The organism is Gottschalkia purinilytica (assembly GCF_001190785.1).
Taxonomy (GTDB): domain Bacteria; phylum Bacillota; class Clostridia; order Tissierellales; family Gottschalkiaceae; genus Gottschalkia_A; species Gottschalkia_A purinilytica.
Genome location: NZ_LGSS01000006.1, coordinates 140,447 through 165,601, shown reverse-complemented (window position 1 = coordinate 165,601; position 25,155 = coordinate 140,447). Strand labels below are relative to the sequence as shown.

The window sequence follows — 25,155 nt, the reverse complement described above, 5'->3', positions numbered from 1 at the left end:
CATAGCTACAAGCTTTTTGGAACCACCTGCATAGCAGGTGGTTTTCTACATACAACAAAAGTTTTTCTAAAAACATTTTTAGAAAAACTTTATACTAATAAACTTATTTTTTGCAATTATCCTCATCTTCTATATTATCTACATACTTCTTTGCCTTTAACAAATCAAAACCTAATGTTTCCCTCACTAGTTTTATAGCCTTTACATGTTGATTTTCGCATAATAGAATTCTTACTTCATCATCTAATTCTCTAATTTCGCCTTTTTTGAGTAATAAGATTTCATTCTCTAACTGTTCGATTTTTCTTTTTAACTCTTTCTTAGAGTTAGATGTTTTTTCTAATACCAAAATAATTATTAATATTCCACTTAAAATAGTTAAAAAAATATTCAATCTCAAAACCTCCAACGATTATATATATCTTTATAATTAATAAATTAATAACTGTTATGTATTAAGCTATAGTTTATTTGTATACTTATTATAATATAAATTTCAACAGCGTGTACTAACTTATATACTAATTATCTCTGTTCAAAATCAATTAATTTTACATAATAGTCAAGAGATATTAAGCAATATAGCTAAAAATAATAATTTTTTTGTATAAAAAATAAACATAACTTAAATAAATAAGTTATGCTCATTATATGCATGTTATATAATTAATCAAAACAATTTAATAGTCTATACACAAGTTGAAATGGATTTTTAGTTGTTTGATTAATTGTACCTGTTATGAATAAATCTTTTTTAGGACAATAAAAAGCAAATGTTCCTGTTGATCCACTATGTCCTATTATTTCAGGAGCAGGAAATAGAGGTGACATTAATCTTGACATCTTGCATTGCATCATGCCAATACCGTACTTTAAGGGAAACCACTGTATCCTATTCCAAATATATAGTTCTTCTAAATATTCTTTTGGGAAAAGTTTTCCCTCAAAAAATGCCCTCAAAAAAATCATATTTTCTTGTGCGTTTGACACAATACCCCCTGATGAAAATGCTGATGCTATAAAAAGTGGCCTATGTAAAATTTGTTTTTTAAAATAGATTGGAGCAAAACTATCTTTACTATCAACATCATATAAATAAGTATCTTTCAGATTTAATGGTTCATATATAGCTTCTGAAAAAAATTCATTCAATTTCTTGCAAGTTATAATTTCAATAATTTTACCTAGTATATCGAAGTTTATATCTGAATAAAAGGCTTTTCTTTTTTCGTCGGGTTTGAATTTTGGTTTCATTTTCTTAGTCATTAATATAAGTTCATCAAAAGACAATGATTTATCTTTTAGAATTACTTCATCAAAAATACTTTTCCCATTTTCTCCTTTTTGTGTATAGTAGTCTGGTAACCCTGTTGTATGAGATAAAAGTTGTTTTATAGTAATGTTCTCAGAATAATCTATTCCTTTATATGTATGCAAACCACAAAGAAAATCTTTTGAAAAATATTTAGAAAGAGTATCTTCCAATTGTAAATGTCCAGTTGCTCTTAATTTTAGTATAGCTGCTAAAGTATATAATTTAGTTATACTTGCAATAGCATATTGGCTATTCTTATTTAAGTTACCTGCTGATTTAGACCATGAAAAAGAATTATTACTAGATTGAATGTTAGCAATTGCTCCAAATATTTTTTTATTATCAATTATTTTATCTAATGTAGTATTTAACTTTTGCTTAATACTAGATTCTTTCATCCTTCACCCCTATTTGAGAAATATAAATAAACTTTATTTTTTCTTAATAGATTATTATTTTCATCGTAATTATAGTGAAAATTAATATTTTTAATACATTATTATTTACTTTCAAAGTTTATTCTAGTTAATAATTAAAACGTAATATGTTATAACTATTTATTAACATAAAAGCATATTTTGTTTATATATAACTACTTTCTATTATATTTTGTATTATATTTTTAGATTTGATAATTTCTTCATCTCCATCAACTACTTCAAATATAATTTTTCTGTCATATTATATATGTATTGAATTATAGTTTATTTGTATACTTATTACAACATAAATACCAATAATATGTATTCACTTATATACTAATTATCTTTGTTCAAAATAAGTTAATTTTATATAATAGTTAAGTAGCATTAAGCAATATAGCTAAAATAATAAGTTTTTTATCATAATAAATAAACATAACTAAAATTATTTATGTTTATTTCATATTTTGTTTCACATATTCTAATACATCATTTGCATGCCCTGTAGCTTTAACATTTCTAAATTCTTTCACTATATTACCTTGTTTATCTATAACAAACGTAGATCTTATGGTTCCTATAACATCTTTTCCGAACATCTTTTTAGGCTTTAGTACATCATATGTTGCATGTACATCTCTAGCTTCGTCACTTACTAAGTCAAATGGAAGATTAAACTTTTCTTTAAACTTTTTGTGACTACCAATCTTATCTTTACTTATCCCTATTACTACTGTATCTAATTTTTCAAATTCTTCGTTAATATCTCTAAACTCACAAGCCTCGTTATTACACCCTGGAGTATTATTTTTAGGATAAAAATATAACACAATATTTTTCTTATCTTTAAAGTCACTTAGTGACAACTCTTCTCCATTAGTAGATATTAATTTAAAATCTGGAGCTTTTTCTCCTATTTTTACTTTATTATTTTGACTCAATCTTATCACCTCATTATTTTAATAATCATAGTGTCATTTTACCCTTTGTACTAACCTTTAAACTATTTTCTATAATGGAAAAATGAAGTCATGGAATTCCATGACTTCATCAACTAGGCTCTACTAGGTACTTTTTTAAAGCTATACTTAACTATCTCCCTACAATCTTTAAATAATACTATAGATAACACTAAGGTTATAACTTCTGCAAAAGGTAATGTAGCCCATACTCCACTTAGTCCAAGTACTCTCGGAAGTATTAACAATCCTATTATCATAAATATACATCCTCTGAATAGAGACATAGTTAATGATATTTTAGCGCGCTCTATAGATTGGAGATATGATACAATTGCTATATTAACCCCCATAATTATAAAGCTTATGAAATATATTTTTATTCCCTGTGCAGTAATCTGCTCTAATTGAGGATTGTTTTTACTAAATATTGAAGTTAAGAAATCTGGGAATAATACTCCTATAGCGTAAAACATCACTCCTAGTCCTAAAGATGTATATAGAGCAAGTCTAACTGCTTGATATACTCTCTGAGCTTTATTAGCACCGTGATTTATACTTACAATAGGTTGTATTGCCTGACCAACACCAGTAAATATAGCTGTACATACTAATGATAAGTTAGCAATAATACTATAAGCTGAAACTCCTAAGTCTCCTGATATTCCTAAAATAACGTTATTAAAAGCAAATATAACTATCCCTGCTGAAATTTCTATAATGAAACTAGAAGATCCATTTGATAGTATTCTTTTTATAATACCAAAATCCCATTTTGGCTTTACTAGCTTTATTGTATTATTTTTTCTTATAAAGTGAGTACTTAGTATAATTAGACCTACTATAGGAGCACATCCAGTAGCAACTGCTGCTCCCCACATTCCCCATTTAAATTCAAATATAAATATATAGTCCAAAATTACATTTGTAATACTACCTATAAGCATAGCCCACATTGCTAATTGTGGTGCCTTGTCATTACGTACAAATACAGTTAATGCACTGTTTAGTAAAAATGCTATACTAAATGCCATAAGAGCACCTAAATAGGATTTAGACATTTCAAGTAATTTTCCTGATGCTCCTAAGAGAACACATAATTCTTCTAAGAAAAATATTCTTATAATTGTAAATATTACTCCAATTATGAAAGCCATTATTAATGATTTAGTAAAAATATTATTTACTTGATCTTCTCTATTCTGCCCCCTACTTACTGAAAGTGCCGTAGCCCCACCTATTCCAAAAAGTAAACCAAGTCCATTAAAGACATTTATTATAGGAATAGAAATATTAAGCGCTGCTAATCCTTGACTTCCTATCCCCCTACCAATGAACATAGTATCAGCTAGGACATATAGAGCCATACCAAGCATTCCTCCTATACTCGGTATCAGATATCTTAGAAATACCTTCTTAACATCATCATTTAGTAAGTCCACTTTGTTACTCATAAGTCTTCTCTCCTTTAATGTATGATTACAGCCCTATTTTAAACCTTATAGTAACTATAATGTCAAGTCCTTTCCATATGATTTTTAAGCTCAAAGTATATTTCTAGGTATTATTTCTCTATATGTCTTATATTTATATATTATTTTAGCTTATTTTAAAGTCTATTGTGCCACCATTTCTTAAGTGATTCCTTAACTCTAACATTTTATTGTCCATTTCTTGCAGAACATCTAAATTAGACCTTTCTTCTGAGGTAACGTTTATTATTTTATTAATTCCTCCGTTTTTTATTACAATCCTCTTGTCTCCTATCAGAGCCAATATAGGATCATGAGTAGACATGAGAACTATTTTTTCCTTCTTTACTAGAAGTTCAATTGCCTTTTTTCTATCTATTCCTGCATTCTCTATTTCATCAATTAATATTATTGGAGACACACTAAGTAAGGCTGTATCTGCAATCATTAAAGATCTTGATTGTCCACCACTAAGTTGTGTTAAAGGTGTATCTTTTGAAAATTTTTCCCCAGCTAAGTTATTAGCACATAGTATAATCTCTTTCACTACATCACTTATATTATCTATCATTCTACTTTCAGCATGCATAGTTATAAATTCTTCTACAGAAAGATCCATTACAAAGTTCATATTTTGAGAAAGTTGTGCTACTAATTTATTTTCTATAGAAAAACGCTTTGTTGATTCAGGTATTTTATCATTTATAAGTATTTGTCTACCTGTAGGCGTATCCTTCTGAGCCAAACATTCTATATCTCCTAATAATCTACTTTTACCTGATCCTGTAGGACCCACTATACATGCAACCTCTCCTGTATTCAACTTTAGAGTTATATTTTCATCATTTCCTAATTTATCATGTCCACCTATTATTGTTATAGATTTGATTGTATTATCAAAAGATTTCTTTATATTGTCCATCTTCTCCATAAAATGCAAAAAGTTCTCTATCATTTGTTCTTTATTGAATCCAATATCTTCCAATATTTCATCTTCTAGACCTTCTATGAATTGTTTAAATGATAAATTAACATTAATATTGCTTATTCCCATTGATATAAAAAAATCTTCTGTATAAGGATACTCTTTAAATAAATCTTTTAGTCTATATAAAATTATATTCTTATCCATAATCTCACTTCCTTATTTTATTAGCTATAAACTCATCTTTTTTATATTTCCAGCTTGATAATCTTCACCTATTCTAGTCTCTCCTACACAATATGAACATAAGGCAGATGGCATAGAAAATCTTAATCTTTTATTTAAGAGGCTTTGTATCTCTGGAGCATTCTTTAAGCTTACACTTAAGTCATATGCACCTTGACCTGTTATACCATTTATGAACATAATAGATGCCCTAGGATTTGCTTGTTTTACCCTAAATGCAAACACTTCTCTCTCTGCTTGAGACACTATATCCCCTTTAGTTACTACTACTATATCTGCAAGCTTTAACATAGGACCTATTTTTTTAGGAGTATTTACTCCTGATAAATTATCAATTACACATATGGAAAGTACCTCTTTTATATGTGGTGAACATCTGTTACAAAGTCCTGCACTTTCGCTTATTAATATGTCAAATTTATTTTCAAGTCCCCATTTAACGCAGTCTTCTATATTACTAACAAAAAAATGATCTGGACAAAGGTTTCCTGATAATCCAACCTTGGTATCTATGCCTAATTTTTTATATGAAATGTCATCATAAGTTGATAAACTATCAAATTTTATTATTCCTATTTTGTACCCTTCATTTTTTAAAATTTCTATTGTTCTTATAATAATAGAAGTTTTACCTGATGATGGTGGGCCTGAAACTGTCACTAATTTCATCTTAAGTCCTCCTATATATAACTAATTTTCTATATAAAAAACATATGTAATATACCAACTTAAGGCATATTACATATGAAAATCAAAGTATTATTTAAATTTCTAATTAATATGATTAACTATTAGTTAGCTATTGCATTTTGAAGAATCTCATTTATCTCTTCATCTGTTAGCTTGTGATGATAAAACTTTTCATAAAATTCTTTTATATCAGATTTTATATCTCCTTTAAAATACTCTGGATATAATAAATTACCAAGCCATTTGATTCCCAAAATACGATTTGACGAAGGTGGTCTATCAAACCAGTTAAATGGAGCATCTGGTATTTCATATACTTGTTTATCCTTTACAGCCTTTATGCCCTTCCATTTATCTTCTTTCATAATCTTACCGTAGCTATTACTATCCCAATTCTTATCCTTACATACAATTATTTTATCTGGATTCCAGTTCAAAACTTGTTCTATAGATACTTCTGTTCTACCATATCCACTTTTCATTTGAACATCAGCTACATTTATTGCTCCTACTAAATCTAAAGCTTGAGTATGACTAGAGCCAGATGGATCAGTTTCAAGTCCTTCTTGTCCTTGAGCATAATATACTCTAACTTTCTTATCTTCTGGTATTTTACTAGCTATTTCTTTAGCTTCTTCTAATGTATTTTTACAGTAATCTGCTAATTCTTTTGCCTTCTTTTCTTCTCCCATTACCTTACCTAAAAACTCATAGCTTTTATCTAAGTTTTCAATATTACCATCTACTAATACAATTGGTATTCCTATTTGTTTTTCTCTTTCTTCAACAGTTGAAATTGCACCTTCATCTATATTACCCATAGACACTATAACATCAGGTTTTGCCTTTAATATTTCTTCTATGTTTCCTGTATTGTTTTTTCCAAACCATCCACCTAGTAACGGCAGCTTATGATATTCTTCAACTGTATACTTTTTCTCTAATTCAGTTAACTCATAGTTTAGTCCAGCAACTTTGCTTGGATTAATAGTATAAACTGCTATAGACCCAACTGGATCTGTAGAATATACCTTTTTTACATCCTTTGAAATAGTCACTTTTCTTCCAGCCATATCTGTTATAGTACGTGTTTTGCTTTCTTCTGTCTGTTTTGTTTGATCCTTTGTTGTAGTTTCTGTCTTTTTATCACATCCAACTATTATGGTCATAACTAGTATTACTGCTAAAACAAGAGATAAAGCTTTTTTAACTGAAAGTCTCTTAAACATTTAAATCCTCCTTAGAATAACTCTTTTATTTTTTATTTAATCTAAATAATATCTTGCACTTTAACTTATCCTTTATAGTTACTATTATTTTTAATTATCATTTTTTCAGCATATTTGCCAAAAAAATGATATCCTGAACCTCCTTCTGATATAACATCTAGTAATTCATCAACCTTTGTAACTATAACTCCTCCTATATGCGTAACCCCCATTTTATAAAATGCTTCTGGTAACATACTTACCGTAGGACCAACTACAATAACTTTAGCACTTGGCTTTACTAAGTCTAAAAGTCCTTCTAAAGTATCATTTATTAATGTAGTACCTGTTATAATAACAAAATCAGCGGTTGGAATTACTTCACTAGCTCTATCTGGAGGAACATAGAATTCTAGTTCACGTGGTTTTAATGTAGAAGGATCTAATTCTAATATAGAAAATTTTCTATTGTTTTTAATTAGCATTTTAATATAAGGTAGTAATGCACCTACAACTACAGTATGTGATCCTTCTACAATCTCAACCTCATTTATTGGGTCTTTATCGATTTCAATAGAATATAATCCCTCATGCTTTCCCATATCCCAACATGTTAACGATAAAGCATTCATAACAGCAATCCCTAAAGTTTTTTTCAGTGGATTTTTAGAAAACATATTTTCTAAAAAGTAAGTCACTTTTTTTCCTGCCATCTTACCTGAGTTTGGCATAGCCTTTGCTGAACTTGGACAACATACAGCCTCAGGAATTGCTTTTATTGGAGTGTAACTTATACCACCTTTTCCATTACTCAATTTTACACCGCTAAAAAACAAACCTAAAACAACTCTTTCTACAGTTAAATTCTCTATATCTTTACCTAAGCTTTTATATAAATTATCAATAGTTTTCATTAAAATTTTATTTTTCATTTTTTCACCTATTTATTGTCATTTTATTCTTTAATCTTTATTGCCATATGTAACTTTGAAATTCCATTGTAACTAGGAATGTCTAAAGTCTTTATCAATTCAAATCCGTAGTCTTCCAGAAGTTTAGCAAATTTCTCAGAATGACATAGTGGATGACCGCCACTAAATAAAGATTTATCTAACTCTTTAAGACCATTACTACTTCCACAACCTGGCCCACAAAACCAATGGTTAAATACAGCTAGTCCACCTTCTTTAAGTAATTTATTTATGTTATCAAAAATATCTCCAAGTTTTTTTCTATGTTTATATAAAGAATGAGATACCAAAACAATATCATTGTTTGCATCTATTTCATTAGATGTAGCATCATTTTGTAAAATCTTTAGTTTATTTGCTAAGTTATATTTTGCTATATACTTTTCAGTAACTTTTATATCGTGAGAATTGCTAAGTATTGTTCCAGTCAAATTAGAATTTAATTGAGATAAAGCTATTGAATATAGCCCATATTCATCTCCCATATCTAATATTTTTTTAGACTTAGAAAAACCATTCCAACTAGTAACATGGCCTACTATATTTTGAAGTTCTCCCCTTAAAGAACGTTCTTGTAATCCTTTTATTAAAGATAACTCTAAATTATCATCACTCGTTGAATCATTTTCTTCTTTCGCTATTATATTGTCTTTAAGATTATTCCATTTTGACGAACTACCAGTATTCCTTTTAATCCAGTTTCCTTGATAGTATTTACTTTTACTTACTAAAAACTTATTAGTAACTTCTGTATTAGTATATTTATCTGAGTTCAATTGTAAAAATCCTAAACTCAATAATGTACTTAAAAAGCTTCTTGAAAACATTCCATTTATTTTTATTCCCTCTATAATTTCTTCTCTAGTACTTTCTCCATTCTCATAAATCCAATCAAATAAACCAACTTCCAATGCTGCTATAAGAACTTGATGAGCCTTAAAGCTCTCAGTAAGATTATTTATAATTTCAATTTTTTCTGGAATAACAATATCAACTAGATTAGATTCTCTATTCACCTTATATCTCCCTTATATAAATAATTTAGTCTTTTATAATAGGAACACAGACCTTTAATTCTTCCTTATTTGTTTCATCTGCTACAGTAGCAAGTTTTAAATCAATATTATATATGTTGCTTAAAAGTTCTGCTGTAATCACTTCTTTAGGATCTCCTACTTCAAACTTACTTTCCCTTCCTATAACCAGCACTTTAGTTGAAGCTATAAAAGCATGATCTGGAAAGTGTGAAGTCATAATAACACTTATATCTCTTTTAGATAATTTTCTTATATGATTCAATACTCTAATTTGATTGCCAAAATCTAAATTAGATGTAGGCTCATCCATTATTAAAATTTTAGGCTCCTGAGCCAATGCTCTAGCTATAAGAACAAGTTGTCTTTCTCCACCACTTATTTCTGTATATATACTATCTTTTAAATATGATATATTTAATGTTTCTATAGCCTCTTCAGCAATTTTAAAGTCTTTCTCAGAAGGAGATGAAAAAGCATCTAAATGAGCTGTTCTTCCCATCACTACTACATCTATTACTCTATATGGAAATGGTGGGACATGTGCTTGTGGAACATATCCAATACTTTTAGCAAAGTTTTTTCTTGACCACTTGGAGACGTCTTGTCCATCTAAAGTTATTTTTCCATTTTGAGGTTTCAAAAATCCTAAAATAGTTTTAAAAAGAGTAGTCTTACCAACCCCATTAGGTCCTAGTATGCAAACTATATCACCTGTATCAACTTCAAATGATATGTCTTTTAAAATAGATTTATTATCGTATCCACAATCTACATTTCTAACTTCTAATCTCATGACCATCCCTTCCTTGCATTTAAAAGTAAGTATATGAAAAATGGGGCTCCAATAATCGATGTAAGTATTCCCAAAGGTATTTCTATAGATGCGACACCCCTTGCAATATTATCTACCATAAGTAAATATGTACTTCCTATTAACATGGAAGTTGGTAATAGATACCTATAATCTGGACCTACTATCATTCTAGAAAAATGTGGAACTACCAATCCTACCCAGCCTATCATTCCGCATACTGATACTGCTGATGCAGTCATTAGAGTAGAGCATATTATAACAATTATTCTTAATTTTTTAGTATCAATTCCCAATGCTCTAGCCTCTTCATCACCAAAAGACAATACATTTAGTTTCCACCTTACAAAAAACAATGGGACTATTCCTACTACAAATGGGATTAAAAGAACGAGTATGTCTCTTCTACTTACTGAAGAGAGACTTCCCATGAGCCAAAATGTTATGGCTGGAAGCTTATCATATGGATCTGCTACATATTTTGTTAAAGATATGAAAGATTGAAATAGGGTTCCTACAAGCATACCTGCTAATATTAAAATAAATATTGCATTACTGTTTTTTCCTACCTTTACACTTATAATATAAGTTAATAGTACAGCTAAAAGACCAAATAAAAATGCTGATATTTGTATTCCTATAACACTAAAAGACATAAGTATCCCAAAAGCAGCTCCAAATCCAGCACCTGCTGAAGCTCCTAATATATCAGGAGATACCATAGGATTTTTAAACATCCCTTGATAAGATGCTCCAGAAGCGGACAATGCTGCACCAATAATCATAGCTGCAATAATTCTAGGTATTCTTACCTGAAATATTATAGTGTCTACTACTTCTGGATAAGAAGCTTGTTTTTGGGTTATTTTAGATATTAAAATTTCAATAAATTCTTTAAAAGATATTGAGTATCTCCCTATAGAAAGTGATATTGCAAAAGCAATAATAGGTATAATTAAAAGAATTATTATCTTACTATATCTTTTTATAAAAGTTTTCTTAGGCTTATATAAAGCAACCTTTTCCATACTTTCACCTTTCCATTAAATAAATTTATATACTTATATTTAACATATCTATTTATATATCTAACAGATAATGTTTATATTCTTTGAACTTCTAATTTTTTTGATCTATCATATTTGTGATTTATATAAGTGGGAATATTGTATATGTCAGCTATTAAGATAAAATATCATATTTAAACTTTAGATTGTTATTTCTCATATCTAATTTAGGCTATCTCCTAAAATTTCTTCACATTCTTTATCCGTAATTTTATAATCAAAGAATCTTTGAGAAAAATTCTTTAATTCTTCTTTTAAATCAATATCTTTGAACTCTTCAGGATAGAAAAGTTTTGTGGCCCATAATACAGTTAGTGGTTGTTCTATAGTTCTATTTGCCCAAACATGTGCTACTGTAGGAGTTATATAAACTCTTTTATTAGCTACAGCTTTTATATCTTTAAATTTTTCATCCTTATATACAGTATCTAAGTCATTTTTATTTGCAACTATTAATACTTCTGGATTCCACTTTAATAATTGTTCCATAGAAAAATCTAAGCTTTCCATTTGTCTTCCATCATTAGTTACACTTATTCCACCAGCAGCACTTATCCACCATTCAGCTATTAGATGAGGTTGTGATAGCTTTTCTATATTTGAGTACAAAGCTCTTACTTTTTTATCTTCTCCTATTTTAGATGTTCTATCGTTTACCTTTTTTAATACATCATCAAAGTAGGCTATATACTCTTCTGCTTTAGATTGCTTATCAAATATCTCTCCTAAAAGCGTAACTGCTCTTTTTACGTCATCTGGCTCTGTCCAAGATAAATATACTACATTAATACCTACTTTTTCTATTTGTTCTGCAGTTTGCTTGTCCATAGTAAGCGCTAAATCTGGTTTAGCTTTGATTAATTCTTCTATATTGACTCCTCTATTACCATCTTGAAGAACTGGTTTATCAGCCATAGTCGGAGCAATTATAGTTTGATATTTCCATTTTGGTGAGCTTGTAAAGTTTTGAGGAAGAGCATTAATAATTTTGTCTCCCTCTCCTATTGCAAAAACAAGCCCATTAATAACAGGTACTGAACCTATAGTTGCTATTTTCTCAACTTGTTTAGGTATTTCTACCTTTCTACCATCCATATCAGTTACTACTTTTTTAGATAATTTCTCTTCTTTACTTACTTCTGAACTAATGTTTTTATTATTATCTTCTTTCTTGTTTGACGAACACCCTACGAACGAAAATAAAGAACTAATAACTAATAATAAACACAATACTTTATAACTCATTTTATTTTTGAACATTTTCCCCGTCTTCCTCCTTAGAATCAATATTTAAAATAATAATTAGATTTTCATCTAGTTAAGTATTAATCTACGATCCATATCTTTTATGTAATTTTCTAGTATTGAGATTCTATTTATAATATATAGATCATCAGAAACTTGTATAGTTTCACCATCTAGTTTATTTTTTGCAGGTCGTCTTGATACCATACAACCTAATACCTGATTTCCTCCTCCTGCTAAATGCCATAGTGGTATATCATCTAAACTATCTCCTGGCTTTGCCTTTTTAAATAGATCTTCATTAAAAATTTCTAATGAGCTGGTTATGCTTTTTACATCTAGATCTCTAAATATTTTTACGGTCTCCTCTGAAAAAGATGGCCCCAAGTTTATTTCAATATCTATATCAGAAACTTTACGTATTGACTCTATCATGCTTATAATTTCTTTATCATACCCTTCTATATTTGTTCCTCCACTTAAATGAATATGTTTTATACCTAATTTTTCTATTTCTTTGACACAAAGACTAAGTTTGTCTATTTGAAATGATTCTGTAGTAAAATATGTACAATATGTACATTTAGGAACAACTTTGCATGGGATAACTCCAGATATACCAGAAGATAACCAAAGATCTTTACCAATTTTCTCATCCCTAAGTCTAGATGAAGATTCAAATAATTTTAAAGCATTCTTTTGCTCTTTAGATTCTTGAAGTATTTGCAGTGCTATCTCTGGAGTAATATCACTTTCTAATGCTGTTTTCAGTAGTTTATCAAACAATATTATCACCTTCAGTCTTCTATGCATATCTAAATAATCATTTAATTCATATAAAAGTTATAAGAGTCTAAACTATTCTTTTATCTTCCGAACTATTCTTTTTTTGCCATTCTATTTCAAATTCTTTTCTTATATAGTCCCCTAGCTCAATCACATCTTTTGACTTGATATAGTTCCATCCTATCCATTTCAATTTTCCGTCTTTAGGAATGTTGGTGTTCTTTATATCTGGATTAAGAGCTATACCATGAGATTTAGCACATACTTGTCCAAAATCTTTTGTAATAAAATCTATTAGATATTTCATTTCTTCCATCTTACTTTCTTTTACAAGCATACAAAATGGATATAATATAGCTCCATCTTCTGGCCACAATATAGATAATCCTTCTCTTATACAAGTTTTTGCAAAGAATAAAGGCAATATATATATAGCTCCTGCTTCTTTACTATTTGTTCCTGCTACTTTAGCCATCTTGGCACCGTGATATGCGCCTTTTACATTATGAGCAAATTTAGCAATAGATTCTACTCCATGTTCTTTATATAAATATATAGGTGTTACTGTGGAAATTCCTTCAGGCATGCCAAATGTAATTATTTTATCCTTATAGATAGGATTTAAAAGATCAGACCATGTTTTAGGCTTTGGTAAATCCCCCAAATTTTTTTCATCGATTAACATTACATCTAAAAATGAAGCGTACATTGTATAATCATTATCTAAGCAACCTGCTTCTAAGAATCTATCATCCAAGTTGTCAGTAAATACTGACTTAAAATATCCTTTCTTAACAAACTTATCTATGAAGTTTTTCCTATGAAAGTCATCAAATCCTTTTGTAAGTATAATATCTGGTAATTCATCAATATTCTCTAGGCTACAAATGTCTTCATATTCATACTTATCTCCACAACCTGATGGAATATAACAATTTAATGTTATACCTGTTTTCTCTTTATAATCCTTTATAGCTTCACCAAGCATATCCTTAAAAAGTATTCTCAGTGGGCATGGAATTTTTCCTAAAAGGTTTAAAGTAGAATTTTCATCATGAAATTTATCAACTAAATCTTCATCTAATCCTTTAGTGAAAACCTTTTCTCTTAAGGCATTAATAAAAATATCTACATTAATTCCTCTAACCTTTAATATGCTCTGAATCATCGTATCATTACCTGCTAATTCTAAAAGTTCTTCCCTTGAAGCTACATTAAATCCATTAGCAACAAATACATCAAATGTTTGTGGATAATTCTTTAAAATTTCTTCTATTGTCATTACAGGATTAATTTTTTCCATATACCTTCCCCCATTAATATTAATAATTCGTTATACCAGTTAAAGTATAACGTAAGTTTCTTTTAATATCAATAATTTTCACAACAAATATTATCAATTTTCTTAGTTTTACTATTATTTTCTTAAAGTTAGTATCTAAATATAAAAAAAGACAAATATAGTTATATAACTATATTTGTCTTTTTTTATATATTAATGATAATTATAACTTACATTAATATCCAGTATATCATTTAATGCTACTTAACATTAAATTTCTCTTTTACTTTTTTAGGTAAATCTTCTTCCTTAATCTTTTTATAAGATGTTACACCTTCTATATCTGATAAATACAGAAGTAAGTAGCTATTTTGTTTAAGTTGTTCTCCAACTTTGAACGATATTTTTTTCTCTACACCATTTTTATCATAAGCAACTAAAGTATATCCTACACTAATTGATGTTTTATCTTCTTTAACTTTATCTTCTATTAAAGTACCTTCTTCCGTAATTTTTACATAATATTTATCATTAGCTATTTTATTTATAAGTTGTTTAAAAGAATTGCTACATCCTGCTAATAAAGATATACACATGAATAAAGCGCTAATAGTTAAAATATACTTTTTCATTTTATCCCCTTCCATACCGTATATATAACTTTATTATATTAGCCTTTATCATTTTTTCTAATTTATTAATCTTACAAAGAAACTTATAAACTTATAATTCTGTAATTATAAGCTTACGTTTCTGTAATAGAAAGTTTTTATAGAAGGATAAAATAAAATATAGTTTTAGGCAATGTAATATTGCATTGCCTAAAACTATATTACGAAAATCTAATCTATTTTAAAGCTACATCTAAAAAACAATACTTGTCCACTTCTATTTTTTCTTTAAAGTCCAATTCAACCTTGTGATCAAAAATAGGTCCATCTATAACTACTGTATGAAATTCTCCACCTTCTCCTGATGGATCTATATTCTTTTCCTTAAGCTCCTTTATTAAATCATGGTCAATAATTCTTCCTAAATATTCTTTTCCCATTATTTCACTTTTAACAGCAACTATCACAGACTCAAATCCCAAGTCTACAAACTCTTTCACTAAGCTTTCTCTTTGTTCCTTCCATAATGGTAAATATGGTTTTACATTAGCTTTTTTACATACAGCTTCAACCCAATCTCTATGAGATTGAAGGTCTATATCTCCAAAAACTCCTGCTTGAATACCATCTATACTTATCTCTTTTAAAAAGTCTAGAAATATACCCTCGTATTTACCCCAGTCTGCTGTTCTAATTTCAAAAGGTATTCCTAAAGACTTAGACTGTGCTTCTATTATACTTCTATCTAAGCCATGTGATCTTGAACGTTCTCCATCACCTCTAAACACAGTAAAAAGCAGTTTAGGTATCCCACCATCTTTAATAGCTCTATATAGTGATAAACAAGAATCTTTTCCTCCACTCCAAGAACAAAAGAAATTTATATTTTCCATTATAAAGTACTCCTTTTTTTGCTCTATTTACAAAGATTTATAGCATCTGTAATATTAGGTACTATTTGTTTCTTTCTTGATACTAGTCCTTCAACAAATACTCCTTGTTCTGCTTGCACATTAAATGCTGAGCTTATAATCTTAGGATTATCACATTCAAATAATATATATGAACCCTCTTTTAATATATCAGTAATTGCTAATAAAGTAATATAATATCCATTATCCTTACTAGATTTCTTCATAAAGTCTATAAACTCTTGTTTACGTTCAAATACTTTTTCAATATCTAAAGTAAATACTTGTCCTATTCCTATTCTATCATCATTTAATTTAAATTCTTTAAAGTCTCTATAGAATATTTCCTCTATGGTGTATCCTTCTAAAGAAGTTCCTGACTTAAATACATTCATAGCATATTCTTCTAAATCTAATTTTAAAATTTTATTCAATTCTTCTACTGCATTTCTATCTATATCTGTAGTTGTTGGTGATCTAAATAATAATGTATCAGATATTATTCCTGATATTAAAAGTCCAGCTATATTGTAAGGAATTTCTATGCCATTTTCTTTAAACATAGTGAATACAACTGTGCAACTACTCCCTACAGTCATATTTCTGAAGTTTATAGGTACTGAAGTTGTAATATCTCCTATTTTGTGATGATCTATTATTTCTAGAAGCTCAGCTTCTTCTAATCCTTCTGCACTTTGACCATATTCATTGTGGTCAACAAGCATTACTTTTTTTCCACTCACATTTTTTATTATCTGTGGTTTTTCAACCTTAAAGTAATCTAATATATATTGAGTTTCTTTACTAGGTTCTCCTAACGCAGCAGGTTCTGTATCAAAACCTAATTGATTTTTTAAGTATGAAAATGATATAGCTGCTGTAATAGAATCCGTATCAGGATTTTTATGTCCAAAGACTAATATTGACATTCATTATCGCTCCTTTTTTCAATATATTTTTATACAATAATTTATTAATAAAATTTATATCTGTTTTAAAATTCTTCATAAGTTCAACACTATATTATATCATTTATCTAGGTAAAATATAAGAAGGTTTATAGATTGTATCTCTTCTATTAATCTAATTATATTTAAGTAATTTTACAAAAACTAAAATAATACAAATATAAACTGACGTAGTTATTACCTTTTAAGTAAATACAATTTATATTTGTACTATTTAATAATTTATAACCAACAGATATTAAAATAAACTATATATTTAATATCCATGATGCTACAGAAAAGTATAATATTAATGCAGATGCATCAACAATTGTAGTTATAAGTGGACTTGCCATAATAGCAGGATCTACTTTTATTTTTTTAGCTAGTATAGGTAAAATACCTCCTACTAACTTTGCAAGTATTACTGTGAATAATAAAGTTATAGATACTGTAAGGGAAACATTAAAAGCTATACCTTCCAAGTAATAAATTCTTAAAAAATTAACTATTGAAAGAACTGAACCAGCTAAAATACTTACAGATAATTCCTTTCTTATAACTTTGAAAATATCATTTAATTTTACTTCTCCTAATGCTAAACTTCTTATTATAAGTGTAGATGATTGAGAACCTGCATTTCCACCTGTATCCATTAGCATAGGAATAAATGAAGTAAGTATTACTACAGATTGTAATACATCCTCAAATCTTCTTATTATATTTCCTGTGAAAGTCGCAGATACCATTAGTACAAGTAACCATACTATTCTATGCTTAGCAAGTTTAAATGGACTTGTTTTTAAATATTCTTCTTCTGACGGTTCCATACCAGCCATCTTGTGAAAGTCCTCTGTGTTTTCTTGTTCTATAATGTCAACTATATCATCTATAGTAATAATTCCAACTAATCTTTTTTCTTTATCAACTACTGGCATTGTTAAAAAATCATATTTTTTAAATGTATCTGCTGCAGTTTCTTGATCGTCTAAAGTATTTATATGTATAAGATTAGTATGCATAACATCTTTTACAAGCTCATCTTCATCACTAAGTATAAGCTTTCTTATAGATATAACGCCTTCAAGTTTTCTATGTCCATCTATTACATAACATGTATCTATTGTTTCTTTATCTACACCTGTTTTTCTTACATGTTCTAGTGCTTCTTTTATTGTCATTTCTTTCTTTAAGTCCACAAACTCTATAGTCATAATACTTCCAGCCGAATTTTCTGGATATTTTAAGATCTGATTAATAAAATTACGTTTATCTTTATCAGTGTTTTTTAACACTTTCTTTACTACACTAGCTGGTAATTCTTCAATAAAATCTATTGTATCATCTAGAAAAAGTTCATTAACTATATTTGATATTTCTTTATCCGTAATAGATTCTATAATATATGCCTGTTGCTCTCTAGAAATATAGGAGAATACATCTGCACTTATATCTTTAGGTAATATTCTAAAAACAATTAGAACCTTATCTCTTTCAAGCTCTTCTAATATTTGTGCAATATCAACTACGTTCATTTCAGTTAATTTATCTCTTACTTGTGAAAACTTATTTTCATTGATGAGATCTAGTATTTCTTGCATCATATCACCTTCCTATCAAGATCCATAACTTCTAATGATAGTTATGACCAAATATTTAGTTTTTATTTCAGAAAAACATCGCCTATGCAAATCATCGCTCTCCATAACTATCACTCCCTTCTTAAGTCTCTTGATATAAAGATACCCTTTTAACTCAAAAAAACTAGTGCTCAAATATATAAGCACTAATTATATTAACACACAAAATGAATATATTATAAGTTTAAGATATCAACTTTATTATCACATATATTCTGACTTAAAGCAAATCTTTTAACATAATTTTCACATTATAATCATAATATAAATAACTTAAGTGCTATACTCTATAGTTGTATCATTAAATAAACATCTCATATATACCTAGGAATATAATTATAATCCCGGATACCAAAGTTGCATATTCTCCAAGTATATGAGCCAAATATCTTTTTCCTAATTTTACCCCCATACTTAATAAAGCTATACTTAGAATGAAAGTAAGTATAGGCGTTATATATATACTAAGTCCTGCTGCACTTGCACCAATTCCAAGTCCAAAATTATTAAGAGATAATGCTAATCCAAGAGTTATAGATTCTTTTATGTCTATGCATCCTGAATTATCTTTATCTGCACATCCTGGTTCTCTTAATATTCCTATATAAGTTACATTAGTTTTCTCTTCTTTTTCATTATTATGATTACGTTTCCTGTTTTTTATTTTCCTATTTTTCATAAAGTCTTTTATAAACCATGATCCTATAATTATGAGTATAGTACATCCTATCAGATTTATTATATCTTCATGAATAAAGCTTCTTGCAAAGTTTCCTATAAGCATAGATACAAACGTACCTATACTTGTTAAAATAGCAATTATAATATTAATTTTAAATCTCAGCTCTATATTCTTTATGCCATATGCTATTCCTATGACTAAGTTATCAAGGTTTGCAGATACTGCAAATAGAATCGCAGATAACAAATGCATATATATTCCTCCTAATGTATCCGTTACCTGCATTATATTCAGTTCTTGAGTATATAGTTACATATATATTCATTGTTATATCTCAGTATATACTAATTTAATAACTAAAAATCATATTACTTATTTTCATTGGTTTCATCTCATAGATAACTTTTTTATTAATAATTTTAATTATTCAATTTTATTAGCTCTATTTTCTGGTGTTTCTGCTACAGTTCTATATTATCAAGCAACTGATATGGTAAAAAATCAATCTTCAGTATTAGCGGCCGTTGAATCTACCCAATCTTGTACAATGGTATTTACTGTACTTGGTGATATACTTTTACTAAATGAATCCATATCAAAAGGCTTATCATTAGTTGGAATAATACTAATTATTTTTGGTATGATTATGAATAGCTTAATTATAGGTAGAAATCATCACAGTATTTTATAGTATTAAAATAGGTTATTGTGATTTTATTAAAGATATTTATGATTACTATAAGATATATGTATTTCAATTATACATTCAAATCCACTATAATTTATTTTTGTAATGAAAGTTAAGTTTTAAATAAGCAATTTTGAATTTTTTTACTTTAACGTTAGAGAAAAAGATAAAATGCATTACAATTTTACTAATTCAAATAATCTCCACTTTTTCAATCAATTTTGTGTGAATTACACTAATTGACATTATATTTTAAAAGTAGTATTGTAATAGATACGATTTAAAATAGGATAATAAATAAAGGAGGTATAACTATGGAGAATTCAGTTATGCTGTTGACTAAACAGATATTAACTTCTACAGTTGTGATTCTATTCGTAGGCATGATTTTTGGAAAGTTAAGTCGACTAATTAAGCTTCCAGATGTAGTGTTATTTTTACTTGCTGGCATAATAATAGGTCCTGCCGTACTTAACTTGATAAGTATAGATGAAGCTTCTATTGCTAATCAATTAATATTAGTTTATGGTTCTGCTTTTATTCTTTATGAAGGTGGTAGAGAAATAAAGTTACAAGTTCTAAATCAAGTAAAAGTATCTGTCGGACTATTATCTACTTTAGGTGTAGTAGTATCTTCCGCAGTCGTTGGATATGCAGCTAGTTATATTTTCAATATAGAACTTATATATGGATTACTAATAGGTGCTATTGTAGCTTCAACAGATCCAGCTAGTTTAATCCCAGTATTTCAACAAGTAAAAATAGTTGACAAAATAAAGCAAACAGTAATAAGTGAGTCTGCATTTAATGATGCTATGGGAACTATAGCTGTATTTTCAGTATTAACTGTAATAAGATTAGGAAAGTTCAACTTTTCTCAAAATATAAAAGAACTGATTATAATGATATTTGGTGGTATTTTAGTTGGTGCAATAGTAGGTTTATTAATTTCTTTATCTATATCAAATAAAAAATTCGGAATATTCTATGAATATGCACCAATAATGTCTATGATAGTTGTTGCCATATCTTATGTTTCAGCAGAACTTATAGGTGGGTCCGGATATATGGCATCTTTCGTTGCAGGTCTAGTTTGCGGAAATAAATCAACTTTTGGACTTCGTATACCTGATACAGCTTACTATGTTCAGGTTCATTTTAGAGAAACTTTAGCTACTATATTTAGAATGTCTATATTTATATTATTAGGTACTCATGTAAACTTTGAATCACTATCTAAATATTGGGGATATTCAGTATTAATAGTTCTTATATTGATGTTTGTTGCAAGACCCTTGTCAGTTTGGATTTCAACAATATTTGATAAAAAATCAGAATGGACTTTCAAAGAAAAGTTATTCATTATGTGGGTTAGAGAAACAGGTGTAATACCGGCAGCTATGAGTGGTATTGTAGTATCTTTAAAGCTCCCTGGATATCAGATAGTATCTTCTGTAGTATTTATGGCAATAATTATAACATTAGCATTTCAAGCGACAACTACAAAGTGGGTAGCTCAAAAGTTAGGAGTACTACAAGAATCCAATAATTCTAGTAATAGATCTGCTTAGTTATTCATTGTAATAAGTTAATTTAATAATATATACTTTTATTAAAATATCTATCTTTAGACTACTAACAAAACTATTCAGCTAAGTTTCAAAGCTAACATTTTGTTAATAGTCTAAGACACAATTCATGATATTCATTTTCATATCAGTAAAATTTTAATTATATATAAAGAATTATGTAATTCTTTATATATAATTTTTTATTTTCATTTTTGTTACACTCCAATAACTTTCGTTATATCCATACTCTTTATTAATAAATTGATAGTGGTTAGTTTGCAATTTTTCTACTCCTAACTTTGCTTTTAGTTTCTTAGCAAAATCTATAATACCACTTATCCAAAGATTAGTAGGATTAAGAAAAGGATTTCCATAGGTACTTGCTATTTTCTTTAATCTATTATTAAGTGTTGAAGCTTGTATTTTATCAGCTTTAGTCTTTCCACTAGCTCTAAATACATATTCTGTTTTTATTAGTATAAATGAAGGTGTTCTAAGTCCTTCGTTTAATCCATTATTTTTCTCATATCTTTCCTGTTTTATAGCATCTTTTAATATATTCATTATAAAATGATCATTTATTGTTCTTGTCCTTGTTATTCCATTATCTTTAGTAAAAGTAATCTTACTGTTTTCAAAATCACAATCTTTTATTAGTAAATTTCTAGCTTCTTCTAAAGTTGCCCCTTCGAATAGTACTCCAAATAATGCTCCATCTTGAGGATTTACGCAAAAGTTAATTATGTTATATAGCTCTTGTCTAGTGATATATTTCCCTAATTCTATATCACCTTCACTATCCACTAAATTTTCAGCAACATTATTTATATACTGTTCTAAAGTTTGTGTCCCTTTAAAGCAATTTAAGCAGTTAGTTCTAGAGCAAAGTTTCTGTTTTTCTATTGCGAAGTCCACATAACTTCTTAAAAAAGATATTGTAGTATATAAAGAATGTATGCTTTTTTTATTTAAGCTTAGTAAAAAATCTCTAACTTCTGAAAATTCAAAGCTTGAAAAATCTTTATTTAGTTTTGACTCCATATCATAGCATTTACTTAAGAGCCTTGTAACTTGTTTTTGAGTTGTTTTACCGTACTTTTGTATAAATTCACTTTTTAAATCCTCATTATACAGTTTATAAACTTTGTTAGATTTCATAAGACCTCCCCTTTACGAAGTCCCCCTGATTTACGAAATTATATTACTTAATCTAAACTTAGAATTAATATATATATTTATTGATAGTTAATTTTCTATATTATACAATTTTTATTTTGGACACTATTACTTTCAAAGGAACTTCTTTCCCAGCATTTATAATTTTGGACGCTATTTTTTACTTCTTCAGTCTATTTCTTAAAAAGATTTTCTTGTTTATTCTGGTATATGTCTTTCCAGGCATTCCTCCGTGACTAATAACTATGAAAACATACTTATCTAATTTTAAAAGTAAACAAAAACTTATCCCTTTAGCTATATTATACAAACAATTATATTTTTTTCCAAGAAATAAAAAAAGAGTTCATATATTCTTATCATTTTACTATATATAATTATAATATTCTATAATCGACAATGAAGTATATTTTTTATCTTAATTAATTCATTTTAAGTTATTATTTGGAAGTATTCCAATGTTATATATTGAAAGAGGACTAAATTTAATCAGTCCTCTTTAATACCTTATTTTCCTTAAAAGATCTTTAAGTTCAATATGTGATGGTACATTTATTCTTTTAAGCCCATATAGATTATCTGTTATATCTGAGTATCTACTTCTAGTAGTGAGAGTTGATTTAAAATTTAAATCTTTAAGAACTTTCTCATTTGTAGCTGTATAGTCTCCATAAGGATAAGCGAAAACATAAGATTCACATCCTATATTATCCTTTATGAGCTTTTTGATTTTTTTAGTATCCTTTAAGAATCTATCATAATGATTTTTCTCACTTTCACCAGTCATTGGTAAAGCTCCATGTCCATGTGTAGAACTTTCCTTAAAAAAATGTAAATTATAAGTATGAGGTTGTATTTCTATAAGCCCACTATCGTACATTTCTTTTGCCTCATTCCAATTAAAATGAGGAACTATAGGTCTTCCACTTAACGTATCTTTTCCTACTCTAGAACCTATTATAAATATAGTAGCTTTCATATTATTTTCTCTTAATATTGGATAAGCATATTTATAATTGCTGTATAATCCATCATCAAACGTTATAACTACAGGTTTTTTAGGAAGTGTCCCCTTTCCACTTTTATAATCTATTAACTCTCTAAAAGATATTGTAGTATAACCATTATTTTTTAAGTATTCCATATCTCTTTTAAATCTTTTATCAGTTATTGTTATTAAAGGTGGCTTAGTTTCGTTAGGATCTGTTACTATATTATGATACATTAAAATTGGTATATGATTTTCGTTTTTTCTAGCTTCTACTCTTATTCTCCTTGTAAGTAAAAACATTAGTATTAAAATAGAAAAAGTTAGTCCATATATTATTTTCTTTTTAATTTTAACCACTCCCCTCTTAAGACATAATGCATTTATTAGTCGAAAGTTTATTTTTTTTGTATTTTTATGATATATATTGCATTATTCATTCTAACTCACTTTTGACTCAAAATAAATAACATTAAGGAGTTTGTAAGAAAACTTTAATTAAGAAGAAATGTATTTGTAATTAATTTTTAATATTTCATAGTATAATTACATCAGAAATCAAAATTCTCAGGACTTGAAAGAAAAAGAACTTAGGAAATTTATATTTAAAATCCCTAAGTTCTTTTTTTATAATTAAAGTGAAGATATAATATTATTTGTCATGTTTTCTAATATATCTTTTATTTCCTTATTAGTTATTTTCTTCATTCCATTCTTAGAAATATCGGTTATTTCCTTACACATTGGAATTTCACCCAATAATTTTAAATCCATATCATTTAAAAATTGTTCTGTATTTTCTCCTTCATATAGCCTTATTTTACTATCACAATCAGGACATAATATATAGCTCATATTTTCTACAACGCCTATCACTGGTATATCAAGCTTTCTAGCCATATTTACACCTTTTGATACAATCATTGATACTAAATCTTGAGGTATAGAAACCATGACTATTCCATTTATAGGCACTGACTGCATAACAGTTAATGCAACATCACCTGTTCCTGGTGGCATATCAATTATTAGATAATCAAGATCTTCCCATAATGTATCTGTCCAAAACTTTTTAGCTGTACTTCCTACTATAGGTCCTCTCCAGATGACTGGTTGATTTTCATCTTCTAACAGAAAATTTAATGACATAACCTTTATACCATTTTCAGTTATAATAGGAATTATCATCTCTTCTGTAGACATCATCGCCTTTTTATTTTGTGTATTAGTAAGTCTAGGTATACTAGGTCCAGTAATATCTGCATCTAATATTCCTACCTTATATCCCTTTTGTCTAAGTTCATTTGCCAGTATAGTAGATACAGTGGATTTTCCAACTCCACCCTTTCCACTCATAACACCGATTACATTTTTTATATTGTTTCTTGGATTATTTTCTACTCCACAAGTATCTTGTTTCCCACATCTATTTTGTGAAGGACATCCATTACAATTAGCCATTTCATCACCTCTAATACTTATTTACTACAATCATATATATTATA

The 25,155-nt window shown here is 28.0% G+C and carries 24 protein-coding genes; 2 read left to right on the top strand and 22 right to left on the bottom strand.

Annotated features, from left to right (window positions below):
• Window positions 1-103: 103 nt before the first annotated feature.
• The 19 genes from CLPU_RS08355 to ytaF all read right to left on the bottom strand — a co-directional run bounded on the left by CLPU_RS08355 (window position 104) and on the right by ytaF (window position 19,479).
• Window positions 104-394, bottom strand: coding sequence for a hypothetical protein (locus tag CLPU_RS08355; RefSeq protein WP_050355206.1), 291 nt, complete (start codon window positions 392-394; stop codon window positions 104-106).
• Between the two features lie 272 nt (window positions 395-666).
• Window positions 667-1,713 (bottom strand): serine hydrolase domain-containing protein, encoded by a 1,047-nt coding sequence (locus CLPU_RS08350; protein ID WP_050355205.1) that lies wholly within the window; start codon window positions 1,711-1,713, stop codon window positions 667-669.
• A 479-nt stretch (window positions 1,714-2,192) separates the two neighbouring features.
• Window positions 2,193-2,678 (bottom strand): peroxiredoxin, encoded by a 486-nt coding sequence (locus CLPU_RS08345; protein ID WP_050355204.1) that lies wholly within the window; start codon window positions 2,676-2,678, stop codon window positions 2,193-2,195.
• Window positions 2,679-2,791: 113 nt separating this feature from the next.
• A complete protein-coding gene (locus CLPU_RS08340) occupies window positions 2,792-4,150 on the bottom strand; it encodes an MATE family efflux transporter (protein WP_050355203.1) in 1,359 nt (452 codons plus the stop codon).
• A gap of 145 nt (window positions 4,151-4,295) precedes the next feature.
• Entirely contained in the window at window positions 4,296-5,300 is a 1,005-nt protein-coding gene (locus tag CLPU_RS08335; RefSeq protein ID WP_050355202.1) for an ATP-binding cassette domain-containing protein, read from the bottom strand.
• 24 nt (window positions 5,301-5,324) lie between these two features.
• Window positions 5,325-6,008 (bottom strand): GTP-binding protein, encoded by a 684-nt coding sequence (locus CLPU_RS08330; RefSeq protein WP_050355201.1) that lies wholly within the window; start codon window positions 6,006-6,008, stop codon window positions 5,325-5,327.
• A gap of 122 nt (window positions 6,009-6,130) precedes the next feature.
• On the bottom strand, window positions 6,131-7,258 hold the full coding sequence (locus CLPU_RS08325) for an ABC transporter substrate-binding protein (protein ID WP_050355200.1): 1,128 nt from the start codon (window positions 7,256-7,258) through the stop codon (window positions 6,131-6,133).
• 65 nt (window positions 7,259-7,323) lie between these two features.
• Window positions 7,324-8,169, bottom strand: coding sequence for a DUF364 domain-containing protein (locus CLPU_RS08320; RefSeq protein ID WP_050355199.1), 846 nt, complete (start codon window positions 8,167-8,169; stop codon window positions 7,324-7,326).
• 23 nt (window positions 8,170-8,192) lie between these two features.
• A complete protein-coding gene (locus CLPU_RS08315; protein WP_050355198.1) occupies window positions 8,193-9,224 on the bottom strand; it encodes a methyltransferase family protein in 1,032 nt (343 codons plus the stop codon).
• 25 nt (window positions 9,225-9,249) lie between these two features.
• Window positions 9,250-10,038 (bottom strand): ABC transporter ATP-binding protein, encoded by a 789-nt coding sequence (locus tag CLPU_RS08310; protein WP_050355197.1) that lies wholly within the window; start codon window positions 10,036-10,038, stop codon window positions 9,250-9,252.
• The gene (locus tag CLPU_RS08305; protein ID WP_050355196.1) at window positions 10,035-11,084 is read right to left on the bottom strand and encodes a FecCD family ABC transporter permease; all 1,050 of its coding nucleotides are present in this window, start codon (window positions 11,082-11,084) and stop codon (window positions 10,035-10,037) included. Before CLPU_RS08305 ends, CLPU_RS08310 begins: the two co-directional genes overlap by 4 nt.
• A gap of 201 nt (window positions 11,085-11,285) precedes the next feature.
• Window positions 11,286-12,383: an ABC transporter substrate-binding protein gene (locus tag CLPU_RS08300; protein WP_050355195.1), complete on the bottom strand. Its 1,098-nt coding sequence runs from the start codon at window positions 12,381-12,383 to the stop codon at window positions 11,286-11,288.
• Window positions 12,384-12,437: 54 nt separating this feature from the next.
• Window positions 12,438-13,154, bottom strand: a complete 717-nt coding sequence (locus CLPU_RS08295) for a radical SAM family protein (protein WP_050355194.1) — start codon at window positions 13,152-13,154, stop codon at window positions 12,438-12,440.
• Window positions 13,155-13,221: 67 nt separating this feature from the next.
• Window positions 13,222-14,457 carry an ABC transporter substrate-binding protein gene (locus CLPU_RS08290; RefSeq protein ID WP_050355193.1) on the bottom strand — a complete coding sequence of 412 codons (1,236 nt, stop codon included), beginning with the start codon at window positions 14,455-14,457 and terminating at the stop codon, window positions 13,222-13,224.
• 239 nt (window positions 14,458-14,696) lie between these two features.
• Window positions 14,697-15,068, bottom strand: coding sequence for a YxeA family protein (locus CLPU_RS08285; RefSeq protein WP_050355192.1), 372 nt, complete (start codon window positions 15,066-15,068; stop codon window positions 14,697-14,699).
• A gap of 215 nt (window positions 15,069-15,283) precedes the next feature.
• Window positions 15,284-15,940 (bottom strand): Dph6-related ATP pyrophosphatase, encoded by a 657-nt coding sequence (locus CLPU_RS08280; RefSeq protein WP_050355191.1) that lies wholly within the window; start codon window positions 15,938-15,940, stop codon window positions 15,284-15,286.
• A gap of 23 nt (window positions 15,941-15,963) precedes the next feature.
• Window positions 15,964-16,887, bottom strand: coding sequence for a manganese-dependent inorganic pyrophosphatase (locus CLPU_RS08275; RefSeq protein ID WP_050355190.1), 924 nt, complete (start codon window positions 16,885-16,887; stop codon window positions 15,964-15,966).
• Between the two features lie 287 nt (window positions 16,888-17,174).
• Window positions 17,175-18,509, bottom strand: coding sequence for a magnesium transporter (gene mgtE / locus CLPU_RS08270; protein ID WP_050355189.1), 1,335 nt, complete (start codon window positions 18,507-18,509; stop codon window positions 17,175-17,177).
• A gap of 337 nt (window positions 18,510-18,846) precedes the next feature.
• Entirely contained in the window at window positions 18,847-19,479 is a 633-nt protein-coding gene (gene ytaF / locus CLPU_RS08265; protein WP_050355188.1) for a sporulation membrane protein YtaF, read from the bottom strand.
• A gap of 61 nt (window positions 19,480-19,540) precedes the next feature.
• On the opposite strand from ytaF, the gene CLPU_RS08260 reads away from it, so the two are divergent.
• On the top strand, window positions 19,541-19,918 hold the full coding sequence (locus CLPU_RS08260; protein WP_321169972.1) for a multidrug resistance efflux transporter family protein: 378 nt from the start codon (window positions 19,541-19,543) through the stop codon (window positions 19,916-19,918).
• 311 nt (window positions 19,919-20,229) lie between these two features.
• On the top strand, window positions 20,230-21,486 hold the full coding sequence (locus CLPU_RS08255; RefSeq protein WP_050355186.1) for a cation:proton antiporter: 1,257 nt from the start codon (window positions 20,230-20,232) through the stop codon (window positions 21,484-21,486).
• A 186-nt stretch (window positions 21,487-21,672) separates the two neighbouring features.
• Here the strand turns inward: CLPU_RS08255 and CLPU_RS08250 are convergent, their stop codons facing one another.
• The 3 genes from CLPU_RS08250 to CLPU_RS08240 form a co-directional block, all read right to left on the bottom strand.
• The gene (locus CLPU_RS08250; RefSeq protein ID WP_050355185.1) at window positions 21,673-22,644 is read right to left on the bottom strand and encodes a phage lytic cycle repressor MrpR family protein; all 972 of its coding nucleotides are present in this window, start codon (window positions 22,642-22,644) and stop codon (window positions 21,673-21,675) included.
• A 517-nt stretch (window positions 22,645-23,161) separates the two neighbouring features.
• A complete protein-coding gene (locus CLPU_RS08245; protein WP_050355184.1) occupies window positions 23,162-24,010 on the bottom strand; it encodes a polysaccharide deacetylase family protein in 849 nt (282 codons plus the stop codon).
• 273 nt (window positions 24,011-24,283) lie between these two features.
• Window positions 24,284-25,111 carry an Mrp/NBP35 family ATP-binding protein gene (locus CLPU_RS08240; protein WP_050355183.1) on the bottom strand — a complete coding sequence of 276 codons (828 nt, stop codon included), beginning with the start codon at window positions 25,109-25,111 and terminating at the stop codon, window positions 24,284-24,286.
• Window positions 25,112-25,155: the final 44 nt, after the last annotated feature.